At 68.5% G+C, this 26,388-nt stretch carries 29 protein-coding genes and 1 pseudogene; 7 read left to right on the plus strand and 23 right to left on the minus strand.

Annotation, left to right across the window (positions count from 1 at the left end):
* Positions 1 to 18: 18 nt before the first annotated feature.
* The 6 genes from HOQ08_RS14310 to efp form a co-directional block, all read right to left on the minus strand.
* On the minus strand, positions 19 to 867 hold the full coding sequence (locus HOQ08_RS14310) for a squalene/phytoene synthase family protein (RefSeq protein WP_291196302.1): 849 nt from the start codon (positions 865 to 867) through the stop codon (positions 19 to 21).
* A complete protein-coding gene (gph, locus tag HOQ08_RS14315) occupies positions 867 to 1,547 on the minus strand; it encodes a phosphoglycolate phosphatase (RefSeq protein WP_291196305.1) in 681 nt (226 codons plus the stop codon). Before gph ends, HOQ08_RS14310 begins: the two co-directional genes overlap by 1 nt.
* The gene (gene ubiG / locus HOQ08_RS14320) at positions 1,544 to 2,254 is read right to left on the minus strand and encodes a bifunctional 2-polyprenyl-6-hydroxyphenol methylase/3-demethylubiquinol 3-O-methyltransferase UbiG (protein WP_291196308.1); all 711 of its coding nucleotides are present in this window, start codon (positions 2,252 to 2,254) and stop codon (positions 1,544 to 1,546) included. Before ubiG ends, gph begins: the two co-directional genes overlap by 4 nt.
* Positions 2,255 to 2,353: 99 nt before the next feature.
* The gene (locus HOQ08_RS14325; protein WP_291196311.1) at positions 2,354 to 2,608 is read right to left on the minus strand and encodes a YciI family protein; all 255 of its coding nucleotides are present in this window, start codon (positions 2,606 to 2,608) and stop codon (positions 2,354 to 2,356) included.
* A 10-nt stretch (positions 2,609 to 2,618) separates the two neighbouring features.
* Positions 2,619 to 3,950, minus strand: a complete 1,332-nt coding sequence (locus HOQ08_RS14330) for a TRZ/ATZ family hydrolase (RefSeq protein WP_291196314.1) — start codon at positions 3,948 to 3,950, stop codon at positions 2,619 to 2,621.
* Between the two features lie 74 nt (positions 3,951 to 4,024).
* Positions 4,025 to 4,594: an elongation factor P gene (gene efp / locus HOQ08_RS14335; protein ID WP_291196317.1), complete on the minus strand. Its 570-nt coding sequence runs from the start codon at positions 4,592 to 4,594 to the stop codon at positions 4,025 to 4,027.
* 88 nt (positions 4,595 to 4,682) lie between these two features.
* Here efp and epmB point away from each other — a divergent pair, with 88 nt between their 5' ends.
* Positions 4,683 to 5,693, plus strand: a complete 1,011-nt coding sequence (epmB, locus tag HOQ08_RS14340) for an EF-P beta-lysylation protein EpmB (protein WP_291196320.1) — start codon at positions 4,683 to 4,685, stop codon at positions 5,691 to 5,693.
* A gap of 172 nt (positions 5,694 to 5,865) precedes the next feature.
* The gene (locus HOQ08_RS14345; RefSeq protein ID WP_291196323.1) at positions 5,866 to 7,905 is read left to right on the plus strand and encodes an EAL domain-containing protein; all 2,040 of its coding nucleotides are present in this window, start codon (positions 5,866 to 5,868) and stop codon (positions 7,903 to 7,905) included.
* A 133-nt stretch (positions 7,906 to 8,038) separates the two neighbouring features.
* Here HOQ08_RS14345 and rplS read toward each other — a convergent pair whose 3' ends face one another.
* From rplS to ffh, 5 genes are all read right to left on the minus strand, one after another.
* Complete coding sequence (rplS, locus tag HOQ08_RS14350) at positions 8,039 to 8,431, minus strand: 50S ribosomal protein L19 (RefSeq protein ID WP_291196326.1); 393 nt, start codon at positions 8,429 to 8,431, stop codon at positions 8,039 to 8,041.
* A 78-nt stretch (positions 8,432 to 8,509) separates the two neighbouring features.
* The gene (trmD, locus tag HOQ08_RS14355) at positions 8,510 to 9,268 is read right to left on the minus strand and encodes a tRNA (guanosine(37)-N1)-methyltransferase TrmD (RefSeq protein ID WP_291196329.1); all 759 of its coding nucleotides are present in this window, start codon (positions 9,266 to 9,268) and stop codon (positions 8,510 to 8,512) included.
* Positions 9,269 to 9,282: 14 nt separating this feature from the next.
* The gene (gene rimM, locus HOQ08_RS14360) at positions 9,283 to 9,798 is read right to left on the minus strand and encodes a ribosome maturation factor RimM (RefSeq protein WP_291196332.1); all 516 of its coding nucleotides are present in this window, start codon (positions 9,796 to 9,798) and stop codon (positions 9,283 to 9,285) included.
* Between the two features lie 2 nt (positions 9,799 to 9,800).
* Positions 9,801 to 10,055 carry a 30S ribosomal protein S16 gene (gene rpsP, locus HOQ08_RS14365; RefSeq protein WP_291196335.1) on the minus strand — a complete coding sequence of 85 codons (255 nt, stop codon included), beginning with the start codon at positions 10,053 to 10,055 and terminating at the stop codon, positions 9,801 to 9,803.
* 231 nt (positions 10,056 to 10,286) lie between these two features.
* Positions 10,287 to 11,669, minus strand: coding sequence for a signal recognition particle protein (ffh, locus tag HOQ08_RS14370; protein WP_291196338.1), 1,383 nt, complete (start codon positions 11,667 to 11,669; stop codon positions 10,287 to 10,289).
* A gap of 221 nt (positions 11,670 to 11,890) precedes the next feature.
* Here ffh and ccsA point away from each other — a divergent pair, with 221 nt between their 5' ends.
* Complete coding sequence (gene ccsA, locus HOQ08_RS14375) at positions 11,891 to 12,709, plus strand: cytochrome c biogenesis protein CcsA (RefSeq protein WP_291196341.1); 819 nt, start codon at positions 11,891 to 11,893, stop codon at positions 12,707 to 12,709.
* 77 nt (positions 12,710 to 12,786) lie between these two features.
* Here the strand turns inward: ccsA and radA are convergent, their stop codons facing one another.
* The 4 genes from radA to HOQ08_RS14395 all read right to left on the minus strand — a co-directional run bounded on the left by radA (position 12,787) and on the right by HOQ08_RS14395 (position 17,322).
* Positions 12,787 to 14,178 carry a DNA repair protein RadA gene (radA, locus tag HOQ08_RS14380; protein ID WP_291196344.1) on the minus strand — a complete coding sequence of 464 codons (1,392 nt, stop codon included), beginning with the start codon at positions 14,176 to 14,178 and terminating at the stop codon, positions 12,787 to 12,789.
* Positions 14,179 to 14,257: 79 nt separating this feature from the next.
* Positions 14,258 to 15,346 (minus strand): alanine racemase, encoded by a 1,089-nt coding sequence (gene alr, locus HOQ08_RS14385; protein ID WP_291196347.1) that lies wholly within the window; start codon positions 15,344 to 15,346, stop codon positions 14,258 to 14,260.
* A gap of 157 nt (positions 15,347 to 15,503) precedes the next feature.
* A complete protein-coding gene (locus tag HOQ08_RS14390) occupies positions 15,504 to 16,901 on the minus strand; it encodes a replicative DNA helicase (RefSeq protein ID WP_291196349.1) in 1,398 nt (465 codons plus the stop codon).
* A 154-nt stretch (positions 16,902 to 17,055) separates the two neighbouring features.
* The gene (locus HOQ08_RS14395) at positions 17,056 to 17,322 is read right to left on the minus strand and encodes a DksA/TraR family C4-type zinc finger protein (RefSeq protein WP_291196353.1); all 267 of its coding nucleotides are present in this window, start codon (positions 17,320 to 17,322) and stop codon (positions 17,056 to 17,058) included.
* Positions 17,323 to 17,410: 88 nt separating this feature from the next.
* Between HOQ08_RS14395 and HOQ08_RS14400 the strand changes: the two genes are divergently transcribed.
* Both HOQ08_RS14400 and HOQ08_RS14405 read left to right on the plus strand, forming a co-directional pair.
* Positions 17,411 to 17,875 (plus strand): NUDIX domain-containing protein, encoded by a 465-nt coding sequence (locus HOQ08_RS14400; RefSeq protein WP_291196356.1) that lies wholly within the window; start codon positions 17,411 to 17,413, stop codon positions 17,873 to 17,875.
* A 48-nt stretch (positions 17,876 to 17,923) separates the two neighbouring features.
* Positions 17,924 to 18,421 carry a Mut7-C RNAse domain-containing protein gene (locus HOQ08_RS14405; protein WP_291196359.1) on the plus strand — a complete coding sequence of 166 codons (498 nt, stop codon included), beginning with the start codon at positions 17,924 to 17,926 and terminating at the stop codon, positions 18,419 to 18,421.
* A gap of 8 nt (positions 18,422 to 18,429) precedes the next feature.
* Here HOQ08_RS14405 and HOQ08_RS14410 read toward each other — a convergent pair whose 3' ends face one another.
* The 4 genes from HOQ08_RS14410 to HOQ08_RS14425 form a co-directional block, all read right to left on the minus strand.
* Positions 18,430 to 20,091, minus strand: a complete 1,662-nt coding sequence (locus tag HOQ08_RS14410) for a GGDEF domain-containing protein (protein ID WP_291196362.1) — start codon at positions 20,089 to 20,091, stop codon at positions 18,430 to 18,432.
* Between the two features lie 150 nt (positions 20,092 to 20,241).
* On the minus strand, positions 20,242 to 20,511 hold the full coding sequence (locus HOQ08_RS14415; protein WP_291196365.1) for a hypothetical protein: 270 nt from the start codon (positions 20,509 to 20,511) through the stop codon (positions 20,242 to 20,244).
* Between the two features lie 121 nt (positions 20,512 to 20,632).
* Positions 20,633 to 21,445, minus strand: coding sequence for an SAM-dependent methyltransferase (locus tag HOQ08_RS14420; protein WP_291196368.1), 813 nt, complete (start codon positions 21,443 to 21,445; stop codon positions 20,633 to 20,635).
* 165 nt (positions 21,446 to 21,610) lie between these two features.
* Positions 21,611 to 23,074 carry a DUF418 domain-containing protein gene (locus tag HOQ08_RS14425; RefSeq protein WP_291196371.1) on the minus strand — a complete coding sequence of 488 codons (1,464 nt, stop codon included), beginning with the start codon at positions 23,072 to 23,074 and terminating at the stop codon, positions 21,611 to 21,613.
* Between the two features lie 133 nt (positions 23,075 to 23,207).
* On the opposite strand from HOQ08_RS14425, the gene HOQ08_RS14430 reads away from it, so the two are divergent.
* Positions 23,208 to 23,387 (plus strand): CsbD family protein, encoded by a 180-nt coding sequence (locus HOQ08_RS14430; RefSeq protein ID WP_291196373.1) that lies wholly within the window; start codon positions 23,208 to 23,210, stop codon positions 23,385 to 23,387.
* 109 nt (positions 23,388 to 23,496) lie between these two features.
* Positions 23,497 to 24,006, plus strand: coding sequence for a hypothetical protein (locus HOQ08_RS14435; protein ID WP_291196376.1), 510 nt, complete (start codon positions 23,497 to 23,499; stop codon positions 24,004 to 24,006).
* Positions 24,007 to 24,023: 17 nt separating this feature from the next.
* On the opposite strand, the gene rlmH is transcribed toward HOQ08_RS14435, so the two are convergent.
* The 4 genes and pseudogenes from rlmH to HOQ08_RS14455 form a co-directional block, all read right to left on the minus strand.
* Entirely contained in the window at positions 24,024 to 24,494 is a 471-nt protein-coding gene (gene rlmH, locus HOQ08_RS14440; RefSeq protein ID WP_291196379.1) for a 23S rRNA (pseudouridine(1915)-N(3))-methyltransferase RlmH, read from the minus strand.
* A 42-nt stretch (positions 24,495 to 24,536) separates the two neighbouring features.
* Positions 24,537 to 24,869, minus strand: coding sequence for a ribosome silencing factor (gene rsfS, locus HOQ08_RS14445; protein WP_291196388.1), 333 nt, complete (start codon positions 24,867 to 24,869; stop codon positions 24,537 to 24,539).
* A gap of 150 nt (positions 24,870 to 25,019) precedes the next feature.
* Complete coding sequence (locus HOQ08_RS14450) at positions 25,020 to 26,084, minus strand: nitronate monooxygenase (protein WP_291196382.1); 1,065 nt, start codon at positions 26,082 to 26,084, stop codon at positions 25,020 to 25,022.
* A gap of 40 nt (positions 26,085 to 26,124) precedes the next feature.
* Positions 26,125 to 26,388: pseudogene (locus tag HOQ08_RS14455) on the minus strand (hypothetical protein); the annotation flags it as partial.

Genomic DNA, 26,388 nt, shown 5'->3' on the forward strand with positions numbered 1-26,388 from the left:
CCGGTCGCCCGCGGTGATTCAGGCGCCGATGTCGCGCTGCCAGCGTCGCGCGGCCTGCCAGGCGGCAAAGGTGCCCGCGATGCCGCCCGCCGGACGGGCGCGCTGCAGGACCGCGAGCGGATCAGGCGCGCGAGCCGCGCGTTGCGCCAGTCGTTCGCCTTCGCGCGACTCGAGCATGCGGAACACGCTGAGCGGCCCGGACAACCGGCCGGCCTCGCGCCAGGCTGCGGCGAGCGTGTCCAATTGTTCCCGCACGGCGGCGTTGCGCGCCGTGCCCGGTTCGCGAAGCTGGATGCGGTTCAAGCCGTGGCGTGCGAGGTTGGCCATCGGCAGTGGCAGACGGTCGCGTTCGGCATCGTCGTCCAGCCGGCGCAGCGCGTGCAGCAAGTGGGCAAGCGTGGCGAGCCGCGCCGCGCGTTCGGGCGAGGCCGCCTCGCCGAACCACCATGCGGTTTCCAGCGCAGCCAGCGCGCCATGCAATGGCGATGCGGCTGCAAGCTGGCCGGCAAAATCGGCGGCAGTGCCTTCTTCCAGCTGTTCCATCGCGGCGAGCACCGGCGCCACCCACCGGTCGCTGCCGAGGCGCCGGGCGCGTTCGTCGTCGAACAGCACCTGGGTCAGCGGGTGGCGCCCGCCGCTTTGCGCGGCGCCGGCCAGCTCCTCCGCCCACCAATTGAGCTTGCTGGCCGCCACGTGCGGTTCCCGGATGCCATAGGCGGCGTCGAGCAGTTCCTGCTCCAGCGCGGCCAGCGCGATGTGCCCGGGGTAGCGCGCGGGGTCGACGAAGGCGAGCGCAATGCGCTGGGCCGGTTGTGCGGCCAGCCACTTGTCGACGTAGCTCTGCAGCGCGTCGTTGGCGCCTTCCATCACGCGACCGCCTGCCCGTGCCGCAGCCAGTGGGCGAACTGCCGGGGCGTATCGAGCACGGCGTCGGCATTCCATTCGCGCGGATCGCCGCCATCTAGATAGCCCCAGGCGACGGCCACGGTATACAGTCCGGCCGCCGCGCCGGCCATGACGTCGCGGCGGTCGTCGCCGACGAACAGGCTGCACGGGGGATCGATGCCGGCGCGCTCGCATGCGAGCCGCACCGGTGCCGGGTCGGGCTTCTTCACCGGCAGCGTGTCGCCGCTCACCACCGCAGCGGCGCGCAGGTCCCAGCCGATCCGCCGCAACAGTTCGTCGGTGAGGAAACCGGGCTTGTTGGTGACGATGCCCCAGCGCATGCCGCGGGTTTCGAGCTGGTCGAGCAGGTCCTCGATCCCTTCGAAGGGGCGGGTGGCCTCGCCCATCGCCGCCTCGTAAAGCGCAAGGTAGCGCTCGACGCGCGCCTCCACGGCCGGCTCGCCCAGGTGCCCGAAGGCGCAACGCAATACTGCACGGGAGCCGCGCGAAACCACCTCGCGCACCGGCGCGTAGGGCGGAACCGGCACGCCCTCTTCACGGCACTGGCGCTCCAGCGCAGCGTAGAGATCGGGCGCGCTGTCCAGCAGGGTGCCATCGAGGTCGAACAATACACCTTCGATGCGGGACGGCAGTGCCTTCATGCCGGCTTGCGCGCGCAAAGCAGGTAGTTCACGGCGGTGATGCGGCTCAACGCGGCCTTGCGGGTGAGCGGGTTGTAGGCAAGCCCGGAAACGTCTTCCAGTTCCAGCCCGGCGTGGCGCAGCAGGCGGCCCAGTTCGGACGGTTTGAGGAACTGCGCGTAATGATGCGTGCCGCGGGGCAGCAGGCGCATCACGTATTCGGCGCCCAGGATCGCGGCACCGAACGCGGCGGGCGTGCGGTTGAGCGTGGACATGAACAGGCGGGCGCCGGGCTTGAGCAGCGCCGCCAGGTCGTTCACCAGCGCAGCGGGATCGGGCACGTGCTCGATCAGCTCCATGCAGCACACCGCATCGAAGCTGGCCGGCTCGCTGGCCGCGAGCGCAGCCGAGGACTGCACGCGGTAATCGGCCTGGAGGCCGGATTCGAAGAGGTGCAGCTTGGCCACCTCGATCACCTTTTCGCCGAGGTCGATGCCGGTGACCTTGGCGCCGTCGCGCGCCAGCGCTTCGCTGAGCAGGCCGCCGCCACAGCCGACGTCGGCCACGTTCGCGCCGCGCAGATCCACGCGTGCGGCCACGTAGGCGGCGCGTACCGGGTTGAGGTCGTGCAGCGGGCGCGATTCGCCGTCCGGATCCCACCAGCGGGCCGCCAGCTTGTCGAAGCGGGCGATTTCTTCGGGACTGACGTTGGCGGTGTGTTCGATCATGGCCTGTTTCCTTGCGGACACTTCACCGGTCGGCCGTCAATTCCGCAAAAGCGGGGATGAAGGCCATACGGTGCAACTGCTGGTTCAAGTCAGGTGAGCCTAGCGCGCCTGCCATTCGTGGACCGTCACGTCCCAGCCGCCGCTGACGTGCGTCGGGTCGCGTTGGGCGATCGACTGTGCCTCGGCCAGGTCTCCCGCGCGCAGCAGGTAGGCACCGCCGGACTTGTCGCCGAACGGGCCCGAGCGCTCGATGCGACCCTCCGCGCGCAGCTCGTCGAGGAAACGGTTGTGCGCCGATACCACCGCAGCGTCGAACTGCGGGCGGCGCATCACCATCACGAGATAGAGGTTCAATGCGGACTCCTTACGAGAACGCGGCGATGCGCTCGCGCCAGGCGTGCGCCTTGGCAAGGATGGCGGCCGCATCCATGTCGAGCAGTTCGCGTGCGGCCAGCTTGCGCCGGCCGGCGATCCACACATCGGTCACCTGGTGCCGCCCGGCCGCGTAGGCCAGCTGCGAGGCAACGTGGAACAGCGGCTGCGTCTCGATGTCGCCCAGCCGCACGGCGGCGAGGTCGGCCTGCTTGCCCGGCTCGATCGAACCGATGCGGCTGTCGAGCCCTATCGCCCTGGCGCCGTTGAGCGTGGCCGCGCGCAACGCATAGGCCGCGTCGAACGCGGCGGCGTCGGAGGCCACCGCCTTGGCCAGCAGCGCCGCGGTACGCAGCTCGCCGATCATGTCCAGGTCGTTGTTGGACGCGCAGCCATCGGTGCCGATCGCCACGTTGACCCCGGCGCGGCGCAATTTCTCCGCCGGGCAGAAACCCGAGGCGAGCTTGAGGTTGGACTCGGGGCAATGCACCACCGACACGCCCGCTTCCGCGCAGGCGGCGATCTCGCCTTCGGTCATCTGCGTCATGTGCACGGCGATCAGCCGGTCGTTGACCAGGCCCAGCTTCTGCAGGCGCTGGAACGGGCGCAGCCCTGATTTCTTCTTCTCTTCCTCGACCTCGTGCGCCGTCTCGTGCAGGTGCAGGTGCACGGGAATGTCGAGCTGGTCGGCCAGCATGCGGATGCGCTCGAAGCTCTCGTCGGACACCGTGTACGGCGCATGCGGTGCGAAGGCCGTGCCGACCAGGCCGTCGCCGCGGAAGCTGTCGTGTACCTCCCCCGCGCGCTCGAAGTATTCGTCCTGGCTCTTGGCCCAGGCGGTGGGGAACTCGATCACCGGCAGGCCGACCACGGCGCGGAAGCCCAGGCGCCGATAGGTCGCGCCGATCACGTCGGGGAAGAAGTAGTTCTCGTTGGCGCAGGTGGTGCCGCCGCGCAGCATTTCGGCGACCGCGAGCTCGACGCCGTCGCGCACGAACTCCGGCCCGATCACCTTGGCCTCCGCCGGCCAGATGTGCTGCTGCAGCCAGGTCATCAGCGGCAGGTCGTCCGCCAGGCCGCGCAGCAGCGTCATCGGGTTGTGCGTGTGGCTGTTGACCAGGCCCGGGATCAAGGCGTGCTCGGGCAGCTCCACCCGCTCGCGCGGCACGTAGGCGGCGCGCGCCTGGGCGGTGGGCAGGATCGCCTGGATTTCGCCGTTCCGGATGGCGACGGCGTGATCCTCGAGCACGACGCCATGCGGTTCGACCGGCACGACCCAGCGGGCTTCGATGAGAAGATCGACCTCGGTGGGGCCTGCGACCATGATTGCCTCGGGGGTGGTAAACGAAAACGGCACGGCGCAGAGCGGCCGTGCCGTCGAAACGGGCGACTCGCCGCTTACTTGCCGACGCGGCTGACGTATTCGCCCGTGCGCGTGTCGACCTTGATCATTTCATCCGTACCCACGAACAGCGGCACGCGCACCACGGCGCCGGTCTCGAGCGTGGCCGGCTTGCCGCCGCCACCGGAAGTGTCGCCACGCACGCCCGGGTCGGTCTCGGTGATCTTCAGCTCGACGAAGTTGGGCGGCTGTACGGTGATGATTTCGACGTTGAATAGCGTCACCACGCACTCCTCCTCACACTTGAGCCACTTGGCCGCATCGCCCACGCCGGCCTTGCCGGCCTGGTGCTGCTCGAAGGTCTCCTGCTGCATGAAGTGCCAGAACTCGCCGTCGGAGTACAGGAACTGCATGTCGGTGTCGGTGACGTCGGCGACCTCGAAGGAGTCGGACGACTTCATCGTCTGCTCGGTGGTGCGGCCGGTCTTCAGGTTGCGGATGAAGATGCGGGTGAAGGCCTGGCCCTTGCCCGGCTTGATGAAGTCGGCGTCGGTGATGACCCACGGGTCATTGTTGTGGAGGATCTTCATCCCCTTCTTGACGTCGTTGAGACCGGCGGTGGCCATGCGCTTTCTGCTCCAGGGAGTAAACACCGCCCAGCGGGCGGCTAAAATAGGGGCTTGCGCGGGCCCGACGCCCGCTTCAAGGCCCGTCATGATAACCGCAAGCCCCGCCGGGCGCCTATCGCCCGCCGCCCCCGACTGGCGCGAACTGTGGCGCGACGCCGTCACCGACGCGCACGAACTGCTGCGCATGGTGGAGCTGACGCACCTGGCCGACCGGCTGCCGCCGGCCGATGCCGGTTTCGCCCTGCGCGTGCCGCGGGGTTTCGTGGCGCGCATGCGCCCGGGCGACCCGCGCGACCCGTTGCTGCTGCAGGTGCTGCCGCAGCTGGCCGAACTGGACCGGGCGCCGGGCTTCACCGCCGATGCCGTCGGCGACTTGGCGGCGCGCGAAGCGCAGGGCGTGCTGCACAAGTACCAAGGCCGCGCGCTGCTGATCGCCAGCGGCAGTTGCGCGGTCAACTGCCGCTACTGCTTCCGGCGGCATTTTCCCTACGGCGAGGAGATCGCCGCCGCGGGCCAGTGGCGGCAGGCGCTGGACCACCTGCGCGCGGACCGGACGATCAGCGAGCTGATCCTCTCCGGCGGCGATCCGCTGGCGCTGGCCACCTCCAAGCTGGAAGAGCTGTCGCGCGGCCTGGCCGAGCTCCCCCAGGTGACGCGCCTGCGCATCCACACCCGCCTGCCGGTGGTGCTGCCCGAGCGCATCGATGCCCCGTTCCTTGCCTGGCTTGGCGCGCTGAAGCTGCAGAAGGTGGTGGTGCTGCACGCCAACCATGCCAACGAGCTCGATGCGCAGGTCGACGTCGCCTGCGCTGCGCTGCGCGGGGCCGGCGTCGCCGTGCTCAATCAATCCGTGCTGCTGCGCGGCGTCAATGACGACGCGGAGGTCCTCGCCGCGCTGTCCGAGCGCCTGTTCGCCGCTGGCGTGCTGCCCTACTACCTGCACCAGCTCGACCGCGTGCAGGGCGCGGCCCACTTCGAGGTGGACGATGCGCGCGCGCTGGCCCTGGTCGACGCCGTGCGCGCTCGCCTGCCCGGCTACCTGGTGCCGCGGCTGGTACGCGAAGTTGCGGGGGACGCCTCCAAGCGCCCGCTCTAAGAAGCGGACGCCGAAGACGCCAGTCGCGCCTTCGAAGGTCGATGCTGGCGATCTTGCGGGGAATCCGTTAAAAACCGTGGATGGAGGGTGAACGGCCAGGCGAGCGTGCCTTCCGGTCGCGGCGAAGGCCGCCGGCGATTGGGCCGATCCCAGGGGCAGCCGCCAGGGCGCAATGAAAAAAGATTCCGTCATCAAGATCCTCTTCGTCGAAAAATCGGTCGAGGATGCCGAGCAGGTGATCAGCCTGCTGCGCAACGCCGGCATCGCCGTTCGCCCGGCGCGGGCGACCCAGACTGACCAGTTGCAGGAGGCGCTGGACGAGTTGGAGCCGGACATCGTGCTGTTCGACCCGGCCGCGGGACTTGAGCTGCGGGAGGTGGCGCACCTGCTCGACGCGCATGGCCGCGACGTGGCGCTGGTGGCGCTGGTCAGCCAGCTCGACACCCAGAGCGTGGCCGAGATGTTCGCCGGCGGCATCCGCGGCACTGCGCTGCGCACCCAGCCCAAGCAGCTGATCGCCGTGCTGCAGCGCGAGTTCGAGGCGCTGCATACGCGCCGCCAGGTGCGCCTGCTGGAAGCCGCGCTGCGTGAATCGGAGCGCCGCTGCGACGCCTTGCTGGACTCCTCCGCCGACCCCATCGCATACGTGCACGAAGGCATGCACGTGCGCGCCAATCGCGCCTACCTCGAGACCTTCGGCTACGAGGATTTCGACGACCTGCTCGGCCTGCCCGTGCTCGACCTGATCGGCACCGCCGACGCCGAAGCCTTCAAGAACCTGCTGCGCAGCCACTCGCGCAAGGAAAAGGCGCCCAGCCAGCTGGAGCTGCAGGCGCGCCGCGCCGACGCCAGCACCTTCAAGGCCACGGTGGAATTCGCCCACGCCACCTTCGAGGGCGAGCCCTGCCTGCAGATCGTGTTCCGCCGCCAGCAGGTCGATCCCGCGCTCATCGCGCAATTGCAGCGCGATGCCGTCACCGGCCTGTTCAACCGCGCCCGCACGCTGGAATACATCGACGAGGCGGTCGCTGCTGCAGCCAAGGGCAAGAAGGGCCAGACCCTGTTGCTGATCGAGCCGGACAACTGGCAGAGCACCGTAGCCGGCATCGGCCTGGGCCAGGCCGACGAACTGCTGGCCGCCTTTGCCGGCCGGGTGAGCGCCCTGCTCGGCGAAGGCGACATGGCCGGCCTGCTGGCCGAGCACACCATCGGGGTGGTGCTCGATTCGCGCAGCGACGAGGTCATCAAGCAGTGGATCGACGCCCTGCTGCAGGCCATCGCCCGTGAAATCTTCGACGCCGGCACCCACTCCATCACGGTCGCCGCCAGCATCGGCGGCAGCCTGCTGAGCGAGAAGAACGCCAACTCCGAGCTGCTGCTCAACCAGGCCAGCCAGGCGCTGCGCAACGCCCAGAGCCAGGGCGGCGGGCGCATGGAGCTGCACGACCCGGCCGCGCGCGAGAAAGCCGAGGAGGAACGCGAGCGCTACTGGCTGCAGCTGCTCAAGCAGGCGCTGACCAACGACGGCTTCGTGCTCTATCACCAGCACACGATCAGCCTGCAGGACGCCGAAGGCGAGTACTCCGAAGTGCTGCTGCGCATGAACGGCCCGCAGGGCGAAGTGCTTCCGGGCTTCTTCATGCCTATCGCCGAGAAGCACCATCTCACCCCGGCGATCGACCGCTGGGTGATCAATCGCGCCATCGGCGTACTCAAGGCGCGCGATGGCCAGGGCGTACAGACCACCTTCTTCGTCAAGCTGACGGCCGAGTCCATGCAGGACGCGACCTTCCTGGCCTGGCTGGAAGACCGCCTCAAGCGGGCGGCGCTGCGCCACGGCCAACTGGTGCTGGAGATGACCGAGAGCAAGGTGGTCACGCTGTTGCGCCCGGCGCAGGAGTTCATCAGCCGCTGGAAGAAGATGGGCGGGCGTTTCGCGCTGGAGCAATTCGGGTCGGGCCTGAACTCGTTCCAATTGCTGGCCCACATCGATGCGGACTATCTCAAGATCGACCGCACCTACATGAACCAGCTGCCGCAGCATCCGGAAAACCAGAAGAAGATCGGCGAGATCTGCGTGCAGGCCCACGAGCTGAACCGGCAGACCGTGGCCGAATGGGTCGAGGACGCCACCAGCACCTCGCTGCTGTTCGCCTGCGGCGTCGACTTCGTGCAGGGCAATTTCCTGCAGGAGCCACAGCGGTTGATGTAGCCGACCGCTCCGGCCGGTCGCTTGGCGTGGAAACGCGAGCGTAGATAGGGGCCCATCCCCGCCCAGTTCCAGGAACGCAAGAGCCCCGCGGACCGCTCCACGGGGCTCCTGCGGTACGGCGAACCGCCGTCGCTTATTCGGCAGCGGCAGCCTTGGCAGCGGCCTTGGCGGCCGATACGGCGGCGACGTCTTCCTTGATGCGGGCCGCCTTGCCTTCCAGGTTGCGCAGGTAGTACAGCTTGGCGCCGCGCACCTTGCCCTTGCGCTTGACCTGCACCGAATCGATCGCCGGGCTGTGCGCCTGGAACACGCGCTCCACGCCGGTGCCGTGCGAGATCTTGCGCACGGTGAACGCCGAATGCAGGCCGCGGCTGCGCTTGGCAATGACGATGCCCTCGAAGGCCTGCACGCGCTCGCGGTTGCCTTCCTTCACCTTGACGTTGACCACCACGGTGTCGCCGGGGCCGAATTCCGGCAGCTGGCGGGTGATCTGCTCGGCTTCGAACTGTTCGATGATCTTGTTCATGGCAACCTCTGTGGTTTTTGCGGCCATCCCTGGCCGCGAGAGTCAAAAAGCGGCCGTCCTTGGCCGCACTCTTCGTTGTCAACCGTCGCGACCGTTCTGGCTGGTGTGCTCGCGGCGGAATTCTTCAAGCAACGCGCGGGATGTCTTGTCCAGCGTGCATTGCGCCAAAAGGTCGGGCCGACGCAGCCAGGTTCGTCCCAGCGACTGCTTCAGGCGCCAGCGGCCAATCGCCGCGTGGTCGCCGGAGAGCAGCACCTCCGGCACGTCACCCAGTGCGTCATGCACCGGCTTCGCATAGTGCGGACAATCGAGCAAGCCGTTCGAGAACGAATCCTGCTCGGCGGACGTCGCGTCGTTCAACGCGCCTTCCTGCAGCCGCCCCACCGCGTCGATGACCACCGCGGCGCCCAGCTCGCCCCCGGACAGCACATAATCGCCGATGGAGAGCTCTTCGTCGACTTCGTGCGCCAGCAGGCGTTCGTCCACACCCTCGTAACGCCCGCAAAGCAAGGCGATGCGCGGCATCTTGGCCAGCGCTTCCACCCTGCCCTGCGTCAGCCGCGCTCCCTGCGGGCTCAAGTAAATCACGTGCGCCGGTTCCGGCGCCGCCTCGCGCATGGCCTTCATGGCCGCCCGCAAGGGCTCGATCAGCATCACCATCCCGGGTCCGCCGCCGCAGGTGCGGCCGTCCACGGTGCGGTAGTTGTCGGTGGCGTAGTCGCGCGGGTTCCAGGTTTCCACCTGCAGCAACTGCCGCTGCTGCGCGCGTCCCACCACACCGACGGCGGCGCACTGGCGCATGAAGTCGGGAAACAGCGTGACGACGTCGATGCGCATCGGATCCTCGATTCCTAGAACTCCGGATCCCAGTCCACCACCATGCGTCCGCCGGACAGGTCCACCGAACGCACGTAAGTCCCCTGGACGAAGGGCACCAGCCGCTCGCGCGTGCCGTCCCTCACCACTACCACGTCGTTGGCGCCGGTGGCGAACAGGTGGCTCACCCGTCCCAGCGGCACTCCTTCCGTGGTGACGACCTCCAGACCCTCGAGGTCGACCCAGTAATACTCGCCCTTGGCCGGGGGCGGCAGCAGCTCGCGGGCGACATGGATGTCCTTGCCCACCAGCGCCGCCGCGGCATCGCGGTCATCCACACCGGGCAATTGGCAGATCAGCCCCTTGCCCTGCGGACGCCCGTTGATCCCGGCGGCCTCCATCACCTCGCCCGGCGCCTTTTCGAGCAGCCAGGGCTGGTACTTGAAGATCTGCGTGCGGGGCTCGGTCCAGGATTCGATCTTGAGCCAGCCCTGCACGCCGTACAGCCCGACGATGCGTCCGACCAGGACGCGCCGACCGGCTTGCGACATCGTTAGGCAGCCTGCTGCTTGCCGGCTTCCTTGACCAGGGCGGCGACCTTGTCGGTCAGCTGCGCGCCCTTGGCGACCCATTCGTTGACGCGCTCGACATTGAGCTCGAGGCGCTTGTCCTTGCCCGAGGCGACCGGGTTGTAGAAACCCACGTTCTCGATGCTGCGGCCATCGCGCTTGCTGCGCTGGTCGGTGACGACGACGTGGTAGAACGGACGGCCCTTGGCGCCGCCGCGCGAAAGACGAATCTTGACCATAAGTAAAAGCTCCAGAGGTGCCGGCGATACCGGCAGCACGCACGGGATCCGCGCGCGGTAAACGCGGCATTTTAGTGGAATTTCGGTAAAAGGGAAGCCCTGGACGGGGAACGGGGAACGGGGAACGGGTTGTCGCAACCTGGCGGGCTTTCCGCGAGCGCGCATCGCTGGCGCAGGGATCTGGGCGGAACGGGGAGCTACGTGTTCCCCGTTCCCCGTTCCCTGCTCCACTCACCTCATCGGCGGGAAACCGCCGCCCATCCCGCCCATGCCCTTCATGGCGCCGCGCATCTGCCGCAGCAGCCCCTTGGTGCCGCCCTTGGAGAGCTTGGACATCATCTTCTCCATCTGCATGTACTGCTTGAGCAGGCGGTTGACGTCGGCGGGCTGGGTACCCGAGCCGCGGGCCACGCGAGCGCGCCGCGAACCGTTGAGCAGGTCGGGGTGGCGGCGCTCCTTCTTGGTCATCGAGCCGATGATCGCCACCATGCGCTTGATCTCGTTGTCGTTGACCTTGGACTTGACGTTGTCCGGCAGGTTGGCCACGCCCGGCAACTTGTCCATCAGGCCGGCCAGGCCACCCATGTTGTTCATCTGCTCGAGCTGGTCGCGCATGTCGTTGAGATCGAAGCGCTTGCCCTTCATCACCTTCTGGGCGAGCTGCTGCGCCTTCTCCTGGTCGACCTTGCGCTCGACCTCCTCCACCAGCGAGAGCACGTCGCCCATGCCGAGGATGCGCTGCGCCACACGGTCCGGATGGAACGGCTCCAGCGCGTCGGTCTTCTCGCCAGCACCCAGGAACTTGATCGGACGGCCGGTGACGTAGCGCACCGACAGCGCGGCACCACCGCGGGCATCGCCGTCGGTCTTGGTCAGCACCACGCCGGTCAGCGGCAGCGCCTCGCTGAAGGCCTTGGCCGTGGTGGCCGCGTCCTGGCCGGTCATCGAGTCGACCACGAACAGCGTCTCGACCGGCGTGATCGCGGCGTGCAGCGCCTTGATCTCGTCCATCATCGCCTGGTCGATGTGCAGGCGGCCGGCGGTGTCGACCAGCAGCACGTCGACTACCTCGCGGCGGGCGGCGGCGATCGCGCCCCTGGCGATGTCGACCGGACTCTGACCGGGATCGGAGGGGAAGAACTTCACGCCCACCTGCTCGGCCAGCGTGCGCAACTGCTCGATGGCGGCCGGACGGTAGACGTCGCAGCTGACCACCATCACCTTCTTTTTCTTGCGTTCGGTGAGGAAGCGAGCCAGCTTGGCCACGGTGGTGGTCTTGCCCGCGCCCTGCAGGCCGGCCATCAGCACCACCGCAGGCGGCTGCTGGGCCAGGTTGAGCTCGGCGTTGGCCGTGCCCATCACCTTGGTCAGCTCGTCGCTGACCACCTTCACCAGCGCCTGGCCCGGCGAGAGGCTCTTGAGCACCTCCTGGCCGACCGCGCGCACCTTGACCCGTTCGACCAGCGCCTGCACCACCGGCAGCGCCACGTCGGCCTCCAGCAACGCGATGCGCACCTCGCGCAGGGACTCGCGGATGTTTTCCTCGGTCAGCCGCCCGCGGCCGCGCAGGCGGTTGACGGTGGCGGAGAGGCGCTGGCTCAACGACTCGAACATGGGCTGGCTACGGCATCGGCAGGAACAAGCAGGCCAATATATCAGAGGGCTCCGCCGGCGGCGGTTTCGAAGACCCTGGCATGGTCGAGGGCACCGGAATTCGTCGCCTGCGGCCGCAGGCCGACCGTTGCAGCCGTCCATGGCACCGTGGAGTGGCCCATGCGCATGGCCCGGAGGGGCTTCGTTCACCCGGCGCAAGCCGTATGCGACACTTCCCGCTCATGTTGCCCGCCCTCTCGCTCATCGCCATCGCCTGCTACCTGCTTGCCTCCGGCCTGCTCGCGTGGCCGCTGTTCGGACGCGGGAGAACGGCGCCACCGGCCTTCTGGCAAAGCCCTGCCCTGACGGTGGCGACGCTGGCCGTACTTGCGCACGCCGGCGTCCTGCTGGGCATGCACCGTGGCGCGCTGGACCTGCATTTCTTCGCCGCGCTGTCGCTGGTCGCCTGCGTGGTTTCGGCGCTCACCCTGCTTGTCAACCTGAGCCGGCCCGTCGCCGCACTCGGCGTTGCGGTATTCCCGCTGGCGGCGGTGCTGCTGGCGGTGGACAGCTTCCTGGCGCCACCCACCACGCCCGTGGCGATGGACTGGCAGATCAAGCTGCACGTGACGGTGGCGCTGGTGGCGTTCAGCCTGCTGTCGATCGCCGCAGTGCTGGCGCTCGGCCTGGCGGTACAGGAACGCGGCCTGCGCCATCGGCAGTTCGGTCCCTGGCTGCGCGCGTTGCCGCCGCTGACGCTGACCGAGGCGCTGCTGTTCCGCATGATTGCGGCAGGCTTTGCCCTGCTCACGCTGACCCTGGTCACCGGCGCGCTGTTCGTGGGCAACCTGTTCGGCCAGCACCTGGTGCACAAGACGGTTCTATCGATCGTCGCCTGGCTGGTGTTCGGCGTGCTGCTCTACGGGCGCTGGCGCTTCGGCTGGCGCGGACGCCGCGCAGTCAACCTGACGCTGATCGGCATGGCGGTGCTGGTGCTGGCGTTCTTCGGCTCGAAGTTCGTGCTGGAACTGGTCCTGCATCGGCCGCTGCCGCGGCTCTAGCGTAGGGTGGGCTTCAGCCCACCGGCTCTGGCCGGAAAGCAGCGGTGGGCTGAAGCCCACCCTACGCCACCCTCGCATCAAGCGTCGCGGCAAGCGTCGATGGCCTGCGCCAGGCGCTCCACGCCGATGACTTCCATCTCGCCCACCTTGCCTTTCTTCGGTGCGTTGGCCTTGGGCACGATGGCGCGGCGGAAGCCGTGGGTGGCCGCTTCCTTCAGGCGCTCCTCGCCGTTGGGCACGGGACGGATCTCGCCGGAAAGGCCGACCTCGCCGAAGGCGATGGTCTTGTCCGGCAGAGGGCGGTCGCGCAACGACGACAGCACGGCCAGCAGCACCGGCAGGTCGGCCGCGGTTTCCTGCACGCGGATGCCGCCGACCACGTTGACGAACACGTCCTGGTCGTAGGCCGCCACGCCGCCGTGGCGGTGCAGCACTGCCAGCAGCATGGCCAGGCGATTCTGCTCCAGGCCCAGCGCCACGCGGCGCGGGTTGCCCAGCGAGCTCTGGTCGACCAGCGCCTGCACTTCGACCAGCAGCGGGCGGGTGCCTTCGCGGGTGACCATCACCGCGCTGCCGGAGGTCGGCCCGCTGTGCGCGGAAAGGAAGATCGCCGACGGATTGGGCACCTCGCGCAGTCCCTTGTCCGACATGGCGAAGACGCCCAGCTCGTTGACCGCGCCGAAGCGGTTCTTGAACGCGCGCAGCACGCGGAAGCGGCTGCCCGACTCGCCCTCGAAATACAGCACCGCGTCGACCATGTGCTCGAGCACGCGCGGGCCGGCGATGCCGCCCTCCTTGGTCACGTGGCCGACCAGGAACACGCTGGTGCCGGTTTCCTTGGCGAAGCGCGTGAGCTTGGCCGCCGACTCGCGCACCTGGCTGACCGATCCCGGCGCCGCGGTGAGCAGTTCCGTCCAGATGGTCTGGATCGAGTCGATCACCAGCACGTGCGGGCGTGTCGCAATGGCCTGCTCGAGGATGCGCTCGATGCAGGTCTCGGCCAGCGCCTTGAGCGGCTCCAGCGGCAGGCCCAGGCGCTGCGCGCGCGCGGCCACCTGCGAGAGCGATTCCTCGCCGGTGACATAGACGCTCGCCAGATGCGCGCCCAGCGTGCCCAGCATCTGCAGCAGCAGTGTGGACTTGCCGATGCCCGGATCGCCGCCGATCAGCACCACCGAGCCTTGCACCAACCCGCCGCCGAGTACCCGATCGAGCTCACCGATGCCGGTGTGCGTGCGCGCCTCGGTGGTCAGCGCCACCGAAGTGAGCGGCGTGACCTTGGCCGAGCCGGCGGCAGTGCCGGCGTAGCTGGAACGTTGCGCGCCGACCGAGGTCTTCGCCGTGGACGCGGGCGCCAGCACGACTTCGCTCAGCGTGTTCCACACGCCGCATTCGACGCACTGGCCCTGCCACTTCGAGTGTTCCGCGCCGCAATCGGTGCAGACGTAGGCGGTCTTGGCTTTGGCCATGGTGGTTTCCGGATGCGAGGACAGCGAGATTAGCCCGCCCCGCTCGCACCGCGCGAGACGGTAAAGGCTGAAACCACGGTCAGCCTTCGTCTTCGACGAACAGCACGCGGCGGGTCATGCCGCAGGTGAGGTCGTAGCTGATCGTGCCGGCATGGCGCGCAACGGCCTCCACCGGCAACCCTTCGCCCCACAGGAAGACGCGGTCGCCGACCTTCGCCTGCGGCGCGTCGCGCAGGTCCAGCGTGATGAGATCCATCGAAACACGGCCGATCAGCGGCACGCAGGTGTTGCCGACCAGCACGGGCGTGCCGCTGGCGGCGCTGCGCGGATAGCCGTCACCGTAGCCGACCGCGGCGACGCCGACCGGCATGTCCTCCGGACAGGTCCAGGTGCCGTTGTAGCCGATGCGTTCGCTTTTACGCACGTGATTGACGGCGATCAGCCGCGTGGCCAGCGTCATCGCGGGACGGAAGCCGAAGTCGGCACCGCTCTTGCCATCGACCACCGACAGTCCGTACAGCAGGCCGCCGGTGCGCACCCAGTCCACTCGCGCCTCGGGCCAGCCCAGCACGGCGGCGGAGTTGGACAGCGAACGCGGGCCGGCGAGGCCGCCGGTGGCCTCCTCGAAGCGGGCGATCTGCCGGCGCGTGGTGTCGCCGTCGAATACCTCCGACTCGGCGAAATGGCTGAGCAGGCCGATCTCCGGGTCGAGGCCGGGCATCGCGGCCAGGCGCGCATGCACGTCGGCCGCGCGCTCCGGAGCAAAGCCCAGGCGGTGCATGCCGCTGTCGATCTTCAGCCACACGCGCAGGCGTCCGCGGCCGGGGCGGGCTTCGGCCAGCCAATGCAGTTGTGCCTCGTGGTGAATCGCGGCGTCCAGTTGCAGCCGTTGCATTTCGGCGATGTCGCCAGCCTGGTCGGGGCCCGCCAGCACCACGATGCGCTGGCGATGGCCGGCCGCGCGCAGGCGCAGGCCATCGCCCAGCGCGGCCACGGCGAAGCATTCGGCGTCGGCATCCAGCGCGCGCGCGACGCGCTCCAGGCCGTGGCCGTAGGCGTCGGCCTTGACCACGGCCATCACCCGCGCCGGCGCCGCCATCGCCTTGATGCGGGCGAGGTTGTGACGCAACGCGCCCAGATGGATGGTGGCGGTGGTGGTGCGGCTCATGGGTGACGGGATTGGAGATGGGCGATTCGGAATTCCGCGAAAGGCAAAGGCCTTCCCTTCTTCCCCGCCCTCTCCTCCGGGCGTTGCCCAGAAGAGAGGGCGCCAGGAGCGTGGCGGCTCTTGCGAATCCCGGCTTCCGGTTGCCGACTCACAGCCTTCAATCGAACGACCCGACGAAGGAGTCCGGCGCGTAGTTCTCGAACTTGGTGTAGTGACCGAGGAAGGTCAGCTTCACCGTGTCGGTCGGGCCGTTTCGCTGCTTGCCGATGATGATCTCGGCCAGGCCTTTGTCGGGCGATTCCTTGTTGTAGTACTCGTCGCGGTAGATGAACATGATCACGTCCGCGTCCTGCTCGATGGCGCCCGACTCGCGCAGGTCGGACATCATCGGGCGCTTGTCGGCGCGCTGTTCCAGCGAACGGTTCAACTGCGACAGGGCGATCACCGGCACGTTCAGCTCCTTGGCGAGGCCCTTGAGTGAACGCGAGATTTCTGAAATCTCGGTGGCGCGGTTCTCCTTGTTCCCGGGCACCTGCATCAGCTGCAGGTAGTCGATCACGATCAGCCCCAGGCCGCCGTGCTCGCGGTGCAGGCGGCGCGCGCGCGAGCGCAGCTCCACCGGCGAGAGGCCGGGCGTGTCGTCGATGAAGATCTTGGCCTCGGAGAGGATCGCGATGGCGTTGGTCACGCGCGGCCAGTCCTCCTCGGACAGGTCGCCGTTGCGCAGGTGCTGCTGGTGGATGCGGCCGATCGAGGAGATCAGGCGGAAGGCCAGCTGCGAGGCGGACATTTCCATCGAGAAGATCACCACCGCCTTCTTCGCGCGCAGCGCGGCGGCCTCGGCGATGTTGACGGAGAAGGCGGTCTTGCCCATCGAGGGGCGCGCCGCGACGATGATCAGGTCGGAAGGCTGCAGGCCGGAGGTCAACTCGTCCAGGTCGTTGAAGCCGGTGGAGATGCCGGTCAACTGGCCGCGGTTTTCGTAGCGCTCGGTGAGCAGGCGGAAGGCGTCCTTGACCGCCTCGCGCATGGACACCGAATCCTTCTTGCCGCGCGCGCCCGACTCGGCGATCTTGAACACCGCCTGCTCGGCGTTCTCCAGCACCTCCTGCACGCTCTTGCCCTCGGGCCGGTAGCCGTCCTCGGTGATGCCGGTGCCGGCGTCGATCAGCTGCCGCAGCACCGATTTCTCGCGCACGATGTCCGCATAGGCAGCGATGTTGGCCGCGCTCGGCGTGGCGTTGGCCAGCTCGATCAGGTAGCTGGCGCCGCCGACCATCTCGGCCAGGCCGTTGGCCTCGAACCAGTCGCCCAGGGTGACCGCGTCGCAGGGCATGCCCTTGTTGGCCAGCTCGTTGATCGCGCGCCAGATCAGGCGGTGGTCCTTGCGGTAGAAGTCGCCCTCGCCCAGCTTGTCGGCCACCTTGTCCAGGGCGTCGGGGGCCAGCATCAGGCCGCCCAGTACGGCCTGCTCGGCATCGATCGAATGCGGCGGCACGCGCAGCGCCTCGACGGCGGATGCGTGGCCGCTCTTGCGCTCGGGAACGAAGGACATGGGTTGGGCTTCCTCGCAGACGACTGCGCCCGACCGGCGACCGGGCGGCAGGCATGAGCCGGAAGCATACGCGTCGGCCTCTCAGCCGACGAGACAATAAGTCTGTGGAAAACCTGTGGGTGCCGGTGGATAAAACCGGCGCGGCGGGCGTCGACTAGCGCAGCTGGCTGTCCTTGCTGCCGCGGCGGTTGTAGCCGCCGACCGCACGCTGCGCCTTGTCCTGCGCTTCCTGGCAGGCGACGCAGAGCCGCACGCCCGGCACGGCCTGGCGCCGCGCCTCGGGGATGGGCGCATCGCACTCCTCGCAGTGGCTCAGGCCCGGCCCCTGCGGCAGCTTGCTGCGCGCGCGCTTGATCGCGTCCTTGACGGTCGCGTCGATCTGGTCCTGCACGGCGCCGTCGCCTGCCCAGCCGATCGCCATGGCGTTCTCCACAAGATCATCGGGGATACCGATGCTAGCGTGTTGCGCGTGAATGCAGGCGCGAAGGCCGCCATTGCAGGAGAACCGCATGCCCGCCACCAGCGCCGGCATCCTGATGTTCCGCCGGAGGGGAGGCGCAGCACAGGTGCTGCTCGCCCATCCCGGCGGGCCGTTCTGGCGCCATCGCAACGAGGGCGCGTGGATGCTGCCCAAGGGCGAGCTCGCTTCCGGCGAGCAGCCTGCGGATGCGGCCCGGCGCGAATTCGAGGAAGAGCTGGGCGCGCCGGCCCTCGGTGCGCTTCACCCGCTGGGGCGGCTGCGCCAGAAGGGCGGCAAGTGGATCGAGGCGTTTGCGCTCGAAGGCGAATTCGATCCAGTCGACCTACACAGCAACCTGTTCGAGCTGCAGTGGCCACCGCGCAGCGGACGAGTCGCCACTTTTGCCGAAGTCGACCGCGTGGCGTGGTTCACGCTGGCGCAGGCTCGCCGGATCATCCTGCCCAGCCAGGCGCCACTGCTCGACCGGCTGCAGGACCTGCTGGACACCGACTGAGCGCCAAGCCTGGACTTCGCTGTCCCTGCCTGAATTTCCTCACACGCTATGCCTTCGTCCCGCGAACCCCGTCTGTTTTGCGATGCCATGCTTGCCGGGCTCGCCCGCTGGTTGCGCGCGGCCGGCTACGACACCGCGCTGGCGCCGACCGCTTCCGACGATCGCCTGATGCTTGCCGCGTGCCGTGCCGAGGCGCGTGTCCTGGTCACCCGCGACCGGCACCTGGCCGCCCACGCGGATGAGTCTGTCCGGCTCGTGCTGCTGGATGTCGATGGGCTCGATGCGCAAGCCGCGCAACTGACCGCAGCACTATCCATCGACTGGGTCCGCGCACCCTTCACCCGCTGCCTGCTGGACAACACCCCGCTGCACCCGGCGACACCGGACGAGCGTGCCCGCGTGCCGCCGCGCGCACGCGACCTGCCCGGCCCCTTCCGCGCCTGCCCCTGTTGCGGCCGGGTCTACTGGCCGGGCAGCCACGTGCGACGGATGCTCTCGCGCCTGCAGCAGTGGCAGGCGCGCGCGCGGCTGGCACGCGACACCTGAGCGCAGCCTCAGGCGACCACCATGCCCTCGCCCGCCTTTCCAGCCACCACGCAGTTGCGCCCGGCGCGCTTGGCGCGGTAAAGCGCGTGGTCGGCATCCATCAGGAGCTGGCGCAACTCGTAGCCGGACTCGCCGGTGAAGGCCACGCCGAAGCTGGCCGATATCGCGACGTCCGGCTCCTCCTGGCCTCTGAGCGCGGCGATGGCGCGGCGGATCGCCTCGGCGCGCTCGATGCCGGCATCCAGCGCGCATTCGGGCAGCAGCACGCCGAACTCCTCGCCGCCCAGGCGGCCGAACACGTCGGTGGAGCGCATGTATTCCTGGCAGGCCTGCACTGCGCGACGCAATACCTGGTCGCCTGTCGCATGCCCGTAGGTGTCGTTGATCAGCTTGAAATGGTCCAGGTCGATCAGCACCAGCGACGCACGCCGTCCGGACCGCTCCGCGTAGAGCAAGGCATGCTCCGCCTCGGACATGAAATGCTTGCGGTTGTAGATGCCGGTCAGGCTGTCGCACTGGGCCATGCGCATGAACTGAAGCTGCGAACGCTTGAGCCGCAGGAGCCACAGGCCGATCGCCAGCAACCCGAGTGCGAGCACCACTATGTACAGCCGGCTGGCTTCCATCGCCTTGCGGTCGAGCGCCCGCTGCAGTTGGAGGATCCTGTTCCGTTTGGCCAGCGCGTCGACTTCGGCCTTCCTGGCCTGCACCTGCTGCTTGACCACCTGATAGGCCATCGCCTTGGCGCTTACATCGTCCAGATAGGCCTTGTCGGCCTCCATGTAGCGTGCGTGCCAGCTCAGCGCCGACTTGAAGTCGCCGCGTTGCTGGTCGATCTGGTACAGGGTCTTGCAGGCCATACGCAGCGGATCAGTGAACTCTCCGGGCGTACTGGCCTGCCAGGCCGCCAGGGCATAGGTGCGCGCCTTGCTGGATTGCCCCATGGCGAGGTACGCCTGCGCGAGCAGTGCATCGAAACGCAGGGTGGTGATCTGGTATTGGTCATGGCGCACGCTCGAATAGTGCTTCTCGAGGAGGGCCGCCGCCTTGCCCGGATGCCCAGCCTGGATCTGCATACTGGCCAGGTCGGCACGCAGCGCGTTGGCGAACACAGACTCTCCAGCGCTGGCGCAATTGTCGATGGCCTGTTGTGCCTCCTGGTCGTCCTTGTCCAACTGGCCGCTGCTGTAGCGCGCGTGCTCGATGAAGTACGAGGCCTTGCACGCGGTTTCCCCTGACGGGATGACATCCATCATCTGTCTGGCATAGCTCGTGGCGAGGTCGTATTGGCCCGCCGCAGTCAGCAACTGGGCGATCTCGCCGAGCCCCTGCCACCGCGGTTCACGATCGGTGATCCGGGGCAGTTGTTCGATCAACTGATTCAGCTGGGCGAACGCATCCTCGTAGCGGTGCACGGCACCGAGAACGTTGATCAGCGTTGCCGTTGCACGGAATCGCAGCGTAGGGTCCGGCGCGTCACGAATGATGGCTGTCAGCGACGCTCGCGCCGCACGGTAGTCGCCCAAGTAGTCGAGCTGCCAGGCGTCCAGGTACTTCAGGAGGAGGTGCTGCTCGTCGCTGAGCCTGACCTCGCGATGGTGCAACTGGTCCAGCAGAGCAACGAACGCCGGGTTGTCCGACGTCTTCAGGTGGTCGGCCCGTACCAGCATCCGAGTGGTTTCCTCGGATTCGGGCACGGTCGATCCGATCACCGGCCCCAGGAAAAGAGTCAGGCAACACACGCCCCCCGCCCACCAGAACCGGTTCCGGCAAGACCCAGGCATGATGCGAGCCACGACGGGGGGCGAAATGGCAGCGGGTCAGGCGACGCCATCCTCGTCATGCGGCGGTTCCTCGCCTTCGTCCCCATCGAGCGGCGCCTCTTCTTCCTCTTCGCCCGGCATGATCACGCTGAACTGCGCCCCCGCCCCCATCAATGACTGGAGTTGCACGCGATCGCCCGACAACATCGCCGCACGGACGCTCACATCAATCTGTTCCGCCGCCAGAGCCCGCTCCAGTTCCTGCAGGGGCGCATCGCGCAACCCGGCGTCGCTGCCCAACTTCTCGAGAATATCGATCACGTCCATAAGGCCCCCCTTCTGTGATGTCTGGTATCCGAGACGACCGCTCCCCGCGGCAACCGCACACCCTTCTTGATCATAGCCTGCTTCGCCGCCATTGAGCGCCGCCGGAAAAAATCCGGCTGGGCTACGCCGTGACCTGCTCCGAAATGGCATCCAGCACGGCCAATCGCGCCCGAATCTCCTCGTCGGGCTCCATGGCCCGCGCTGGTGGAATGGCCAGGGTGTCGGTCATGCCAAGCTGTGCCCCGGGGAGCGCTTGCAGCGTCGTGCGCTCGATCCGGGGTTGCCCGATCGGCAAAGTCGCGGCCTGGTAAATGATCACCTCGTGCTCCATCGGGTAGTCGCGCGCCAGCACGTCGACCAGCACCTGGCGGTACGCGGCGCCGGTGGAAAAGCGTTTCAGCGAACGGTCGCCCGCCAGGCCGGCCTGCCACAGGATCAGCCACGCGCTCGGATCGATGCGGCGCCGGTAGACAAGCAACTGGCTCGCCTCGAAGTGCTGACAGCCGCAGGTGCCCGGATCGATGCCCAGGTCGGCGTACAGGCAGTCCTCGGCCGAGATGCCCGGCTCCATGCGCGCGTTGTAACCCTCGCTGCGCGCCGTCTCGATGGCCTTGTGCGGCACCCAGGCGAACACCCCGGGATGGCCGTAGAACACGCCACATACGCGCCTGCCCGCACGCACCTCGACGAGCATCGCCTCCACCATCTGCCGATACGTGCGCATGCGCGACTTGCCGTGCGCGTAGTATGGCTGCAGGCTGCGCACGTCCGCATGCATGCGCTGCAACCAGCGCTCGACCAGGCCGTCCGATACGCCGGCGAACACCAGGTCGGCCTGCTCGATGTAGCTGCGCGCCAGCGGGCTGATGTGCGAGCCGAGAGTCATGCCGATGCCGACGCAGACCAGGCGGCCGGCGGTTGGGTGCGTACTCATGCCCGGTTCCCCGTCCGGCGATGGCGCAACGGCCAATATTCTTGAGTGTGCCAAATCACCGTTGCGCGCACCATGCAGCGCGGTGGCCCGGAAAAAGACCGGCGCCAGACCGCAGATCCCGATAAACCGCTTTTCTCCAGCACCGGAAGCTTGTCCACGGAGGAATCAGACTGACTCGTTGCACGCAGGCGCGTTCGCATCGCCCCCGCGTATGGGCGCGCCGTCGCCCCCCTGCCGCATGCGCGGCGATGGGCCGCCATAGGTCATCCAGCGCCACAGCCATTCCAGCGGACCGTAACGAAAGCGCGCCAGCCACAGATGGCTCAGCAGCACCTGGGTGCCGAAAATCAGCATCCAGGCCCCGAGCACGCCAGCCATGCCCCAACGAGGCCCCAGGCCCAGCCCGATGCCGTAGAACAGCATGACGCCTAACAGGCTCTGCGACAGATAGTGTGTCAAGGCCATGCGGCCCACCGGCGCCAGCACGCGCAGCCGGCGCTGCCAGGCGGGGCGCTGGTACAGGAGCACGAAGCCGGCCGCATACCCGATGCCCAGGGCCAGCGGGGCAATGCCGTCGAGTATGCGAGCAACCAGTTCCCGTGCACCGACGTCGAGTTGCGGCAGCATCGTGCGTGGCGCCGTTCCTGCCCATGAAAGCAGCCGCGTGGCCACGCCGATCGATAGACCCCACACGCACAGGCGACGCAGCAGCGGCTGGTGTTCCAGCGGCCGCTGCAGCAGGCCGCGCCGCCCTGCCCAGAGGCCGAGCAGGAAACGGCCCAGCACGAAGCCCACCAGCGCCAGGCTGGATACGCGTTCCCAGCCCGAAACCACCAGGTTGGCACGTAGCGTGCGCGTCCACGAGGTCGATGTGAACGCCGCGGCGCTGGCTGCGGACACCTCGGCCTGCCCCGGCATGGCCGACAGCAACGGATGCATCCATGGCTTGAGCAGCGAAGGCAGCGCCACCGCGGTGACGAGGCCCAGTGCGACCAGCACGCGATCGGGCAACCGCGCGAACGCCAGCATCAGCAGGCCGACCACTGCATAGGTCAGCAGGATGTCGCCCCACCAGACGAAGAAGCCGTGCACGGCGCCGATGGCGGCCAGCACCAGCAGCCGACGGGCATACCGCGCGATCCCGCCAGCGCCGCGCGCCCGGGCGCGCTCGAGCTGCAGCATGAAACCCAGGCCGAACAGCAGGGAAAAGAGCGTAATGAACTTGATGTTGACCAGCAGCTCCGTCACCGCGACGGCCACGCCATCGAACGCAGCGGTCGGCAGGGTGGCCTGCCGCGAAGCGGGAAGCAGGGCGTAGACGCTCAGGTATTCGAGATTGACCAGCAACACGCCGGCGAGCGCGAATCCCCGTAGGGCGTCGATCAGCGTGTAACGCTCCTCTGGCGCAACGGGACCTGCGAGAGATGCCTGCATGCGTGAATCCTGAAGGTGCTCGCTTGATTTTGCCACCTCCGGCTGCGTTTTCTCCTCCAAACCGGAGCCGCCGCCCGGGGGCAAGCTCTTGTTTATCGCACCGCCGATCGGTACCAGGATGCACGCGTCGGCGCCCTGCCAGCCGGTCATGTTCTTGATATGCAGGGAGACATCGTCCGCCTTGAGGAAATTCACCGTCTCGGCCCGGGCAACCGCAGCGCGAACTCCAGCCGGTAGTCGTGCTCTCGCGGCTGTCACTGCCGCTGAACGCGAAGGCGCCTACAACCGGATGGCCTGCAAGCGGCAGGCGCCGAGGACACGCACAGCCATGAACGACGACCGCATCGAAGGCACCAAGCACCAGGTCAAGGGCGCGATCAAGGAAGGGGTCGGCAAGCTCACCAGCGACACACCCAAGCGGGTGGCCGGCAACCTGGAGAAGAACGCCGGCAAGGTGCAGAAGGAGATCGGCAAGACGCAGGAGGACATCCGCGACGAGAACGAGTGACCGCGGAACGCGCCATAACAATCGACGCACGCACTGCTCACCCGGCGGGGCGAAAGATGCCGCTGACGCCCCGTCGTGCGCTGGCGGGGCCTTCGCCCGGGAGGCTTCCATGAAAACCCGCTGCGTATTCAGCACACCTGACCTGGCCACCGCGCGCACCGCCATGATGGTCGCCCGGCAGGCCGGCATTCCCGATGACGACATCTCGCTGATCGCCCGCGAGGACATCGAGCTGCAACAGATCCCCGACCACCTGATGATCGGGCGCACCGACTTCTACCCCGCCGCCGCGCGCGGCGTAGCCTGCGGCGGGGGTGCCGGCATGCTGCTCGGCCTGATCGCCGTGGCCGTTCCGCCACTGGGCGTGACGGTGGCCGGCGCCATCGCCATTGCACTGGCCGGCGCCGCGGTCGGCTGCTGGACGGGTGCGTTGGTCGGCCTGGACGTGCCCGATGCCGTGCACCGCAAATTCAAGGACGAGATCGAGGCAGGGCGGATCCTGCTCGTGCTCGACGCCAGCAAGGAGCGCCTCGCGGTGGCCGGCCCGGCGGTGCTGGCGAGCGGCGCCAGACACCTGCCGCTGCATGCGCATCCGGAGGTGCCGCAGCTGGCCGCATAGCCCGGTGCCAGGGCCACCTATGCCCGATGGTACGGATGCCCGGCCAGCAGCGTGCTGGCACGGTAGATCTGCTCGATGACCACCAGGCGCACCAGCATGTGCGGCAACGTCAGCGGACCCAGCGACCAGCGCTGGTCGGCCCGCGCAAGCACGTCAGCGGCATGCCCGTCGGGACCTCCGATCAGGAACGCCAGGTCGCGTCCGGCCATGCGCCAGTTCGCCAGCTGCGCGGCCAAATCCTCGCTGGACCAGGTCTTGCCGCGGCCATCCAGCGCGATCACGTGGGTATCGCGCGACAGCGCCGCGAGGATCGCGGCGCCCTCATCCTGCATCGCACGCGCGTCGTCGCGGCCCTTGCCGCGCGCGCCGGGTTTCAGCTCGACCAGTTCGAGCGGCAGCTCGTGCGAGAGGCGCTTGCAGTATTCGGCGAAGCCCTCGGCCACCCAGCCGGGCATGCGTTCGCCGATGGCGATCAGGCGGGTGCGCACGCTTCAGGGAAACCGGGCTGCGCGCAGACCAGGCAAAGCACGTCAGCCGGCGTTCGCCGCATCCATGCCCGGCTCGCGGTCGCCCACCGTCCACAGCCGTTCCAGGCCGTAGAACTCGCGGATGCGCGGCAGCATGACGTGCACGATCACGTCGCCCAGGTCGACCAGCACCCACTCGGCCTCCTGCTCGCCCTCGACGCCCAGCGGCATGACGCCGGCCTTCTTGGCGAACTTGACCACTTCGTCGGCGATCGACTTGACGTGGCGGGCCGAGGTGCCCGAGGCGATCACCAGCAGGTCGGCGATGGAGGTCTTGCCGCGGACGTCGATCTCGCGGATGTCCTTGGCCTTGAGCTCTTCCAGCGCGTCGATCACGTGCTTGCGGAGTTGCTGGGCGTCGGCGGGCTTCCTGGCGACGAGGGAAGGCTGGCTGCGGGGAGACGTACTCAAGCGGAAGTGCCTCGGGGCGTGCGTAGGGCGCGGAATGGCGCAGGGGCAGTATAACCGCGCCGCTTCAACGGCACGTCAAGCGAGCGCGCGACGGGCCGCGGCGTACTCGGCCATCAGCACGCCGACCAGCTCTGCAGCGGGCATCGGTCGCACCCTCGCTGCCGCCTGCCCGCACCATTCGGAAAGCAGGTCGCCGCGCCCCGCGATGGCCGCCGCGCGACGCAGCGGCGCGGTCAGCGCATTGAGGACCGGGTACGGCGGAAGCTGCCCGGCGAACGGCCCCATCGCCTCCACGAAGCGGTTGCGCAAGCCGCGCGCGGCGCGGCCGGAGAAGCTGTAGATGGTGCCGATGCGGTGATCCTCGGCCATCGGCAGGTCCTCTTTCCATGCCTGCGCCGCGGCCGATTCCGGGCAGGCGAGAAAAGCCGTGCCGAGCTGGCTGGCATCCGCGCCCAGCACGTGCGCGGCCAACATGCCCCGTCCGTCCATGATGCCGCCTGCGGCGATCACCGGGATGTCCACCGCGGCGGCGGCCGAGGGCAGCAGCGCGAACAGTCCGATGAGTGCCTCTTCCGGCGCATGCAGGAAGGTGCCACGATGGCCGCCGGCCTCGGCGCCCTGCACGCATACCGCATCGGCGCCGCGCCTGGCCCAGGCCCGTGCCTCGGCCACGCTGGTGGCGGTGCCCGCCACGCGGATGTCCAGCGCCTGCTGCCTGCGCGCGTCGGCCTCATCGAGCAGGTCGAAAGCGAAGCTCGCCACCGCCGGGCGCGCCTCGCGAAGGGCGGCAAGCTGGTCGGAGAAAACCGGCGCCCAGCGCGGGGGCCGCTGCGTACGCACGGCCAGGCCTTCGCGCTCCATCAGCGCATCCAGCCGACGGCGGGTCGCGTCCACCTGCGCCTCGTCCACCTCGAAGGCATCGGGCAGCACGAACAGATTGATGGCGAAGGGCCGGTCGGTGACCGTACGGATCTGTGCTGCCTGGTCGAGCAGCGCCTGCGGCTCCAGGTAGCCCGCGCCGAGCGAGCCCAAGCCGCCGGCGCCGCTCACCGCAGCGACCAGCGCCGGCGTGTTGGAGCCGGCCATCGGCGCCTGGATCAGCGGATGCTCGACACCCAGCGAACCGAGAAAGGCGGACATGGCGGACTCCTGTGCGGTGAGCCGCCATTGTCGCGCCGGATCACCACGCGCGGCAGGGAGGCTCGCCGGCCAGCGCATGCAGGCGTTCCACCGCCAGCTCCAACGCCGGTGCCATGACCGCGCCACGCTGCGTAAACAGATCGGCGAGCAGGCGGTAGTAGGTCAGCGTGCCGCCGCGCCCGCCGGTGAAGCGCTCGAACACCCGCCGGCCGACCTGCGGACTCTCGAGGTCGTCCAGGATGGCGCGGACGAACGTCTCATCCCGCGCGACGTCCGGCGCCCGCGGAAAGCAGCCTCCCGCCCA

The organism is Frateuria sp. (assembly GCF_013362045.1).
In the GTDB taxonomy this organism is placed as follows: Bacteria; Pseudomonadota; Gammaproteobacteria; order Xanthomonadales; family Rhodanobacteraceae; genus Frateuria_A.

Excerpts from the sequence above, each read along its gene's own strand:
- HOQ08_RS14310 (WP_291196302.1), bottom strand. The coding sequence starts at position 867 with ATGGAAGGCGCCAACGACGCGCTGCAGAGCTACGTCGACAAGTGGCTG.
- gph (WP_291196305.1), bottom strand. The coding sequence starts at position 1,547 with ATGAAGGCACTGCCGTCCCGCATCGAAGGTGTATTGTTCGACCTCGAT.
- ubiG (WP_291196308.1), bottom strand. The coding sequence starts at position 2,254 with ATGATCGAACACACCGCCAACGTCAGTCCCGAAGAAATCGCCCGCTTC.
- HOQ08_RS14330 (WP_291196314.1), bottom strand. The coding sequence starts at position 3,950 with ATGGTCGCAGGCCCCACCGAGGTCGATCTTCTCATCGAAGCCCGCTGG.
- efp (WP_291196317.1), bottom strand. The coding sequence starts at position 4,594 with ATGGCCACCGCCGGTCTCAACGACGTCAAGAAGGGGATGAAGATCCTC.
- epmB (WP_291196320.1), top strand. The coding sequence starts at position 4,683 with ATGATAACCGCAAGCCCCGCCGGGCGCCTATCGCCCGCCGCCCCCGAC.
- HOQ08_RS14345 (WP_291196323.1), top strand. The coding sequence starts at position 5,866 with ATGAAAAAAGATTCCGTCATCAAGATCCTCTTCGTCGAAAAATCGGTC.
- rplS (WP_291196326.1), bottom strand. The coding sequence starts at position 8,431 with ATGAACAAGATCATCGAACAGTTCGAAGCCGAGCAGATCACCCGCCAG.
- trmD (WP_291196329.1), bottom strand. The coding sequence starts at position 9,268 with ATGCGCATCGACGTCGTCACGCTGTTTCCCGACTTCATGCGCCAGTGC.
- rimM (WP_291196332.1), bottom strand. The coding sequence starts at position 9,798 with ATGTCGCAAGCCGGTCGGCGCGTCCTGGTCGGACGCATCGTCGGGCTG.
- rpsP (WP_291196335.1), bottom strand. The coding sequence starts at position 10,055 with ATGGTCAAGATTCGTCTTTCGCGCGGCGGCGCCAAGGGCCGTCCGTTC.
- ffh (WP_291196338.1), bottom strand. The coding sequence starts at position 11,669 with ATGTTCGAGTCGTTGAGCCAGCGCCTCTCCGCCACCGTCAACCGCCTG.
- ccsA (WP_291196341.1), top strand. The coding sequence starts at position 11,891 with ATGTTGCCCGCCCTCTCGCTCATCGCCATCGCCTGCTACCTGCTTGCC.
- radA (WP_291196344.1), bottom strand. The coding sequence starts at position 14,178 with ATGGCCAAAGCCAAGACCGCCTACGTCTGCACCGATTGCGGCGCGGAA.
- alr (WP_291196347.1), bottom strand. The coding sequence starts at position 15,346 with ATGAGCCGCACCACCACCGCCACCATCCATCTGGGCGCGTTGCGTCAC.
- HOQ08_RS14390 (WP_291196349.1), bottom strand. The coding sequence starts at position 16,901 with ATGTCCTTCGTTCCCGAGCGCAAGAGCGGCCACGCATCCGCCGTCGAG.
- HOQ08_RS14395 (WP_291196353.1), bottom strand. The coding sequence starts at position 17,322 with ATGGCGATCGGCTGGGCAGGCGACGGCGCCGTGCAGGACCAGATCGAC.
- HOQ08_RS14400 (WP_291196356.1), top strand. The coding sequence starts at position 17,411 with ATGCCCGCCACCAGCGCCGGCATCCTGATGTTCCGCCGGAGGGGAGGC.
- HOQ08_RS14405 (WP_291196359.1), top strand. The coding sequence starts at position 17,924 with ATGCCTTCGTCCCGCGAACCCCGTCTGTTTTGCGATGCCATGCTTGCC.
- HOQ08_RS14410 (WP_291196362.1), bottom strand. The coding sequence starts at position 20,091 with ATGCTGGTACGGGCCGACCACCTGAAGACGTCGGACAACCCGGCGTTC.
- HOQ08_RS14415 (WP_291196365.1), bottom strand. The coding sequence starts at position 20,511 with ATGGACGTGATCGATATTCTCGAGAAGTTGGGCAGCGACGCCGGGTTG.
- HOQ08_RS14420 (WP_291196368.1), bottom strand. The coding sequence starts at position 21,445 with ATGAGTACGCACCCAACCGCCGGCCGCCTGGTCTGCGTCGGCATCGGC.
- HOQ08_RS14430 (WP_291196373.1), top strand. The coding sequence starts at position 23,208 with ATGAACGACGACCGCATCGAAGGCACCAAGCACCAGGTCAAGGGCGCG.
- HOQ08_RS14435 (WP_291196376.1), top strand. The coding sequence starts at position 23,497 with ATGAAAACCCGCTGCGTATTCAGCACACCTGACCTGGCCACCGCGCGC.
- HOQ08_RS14450 (WP_291196382.1), bottom strand. The coding sequence starts at position 26,084 with ATGTCCGCCTTTCTCGGTTCGCTGGGTGTCGAGCATCCGCTGATCCAG.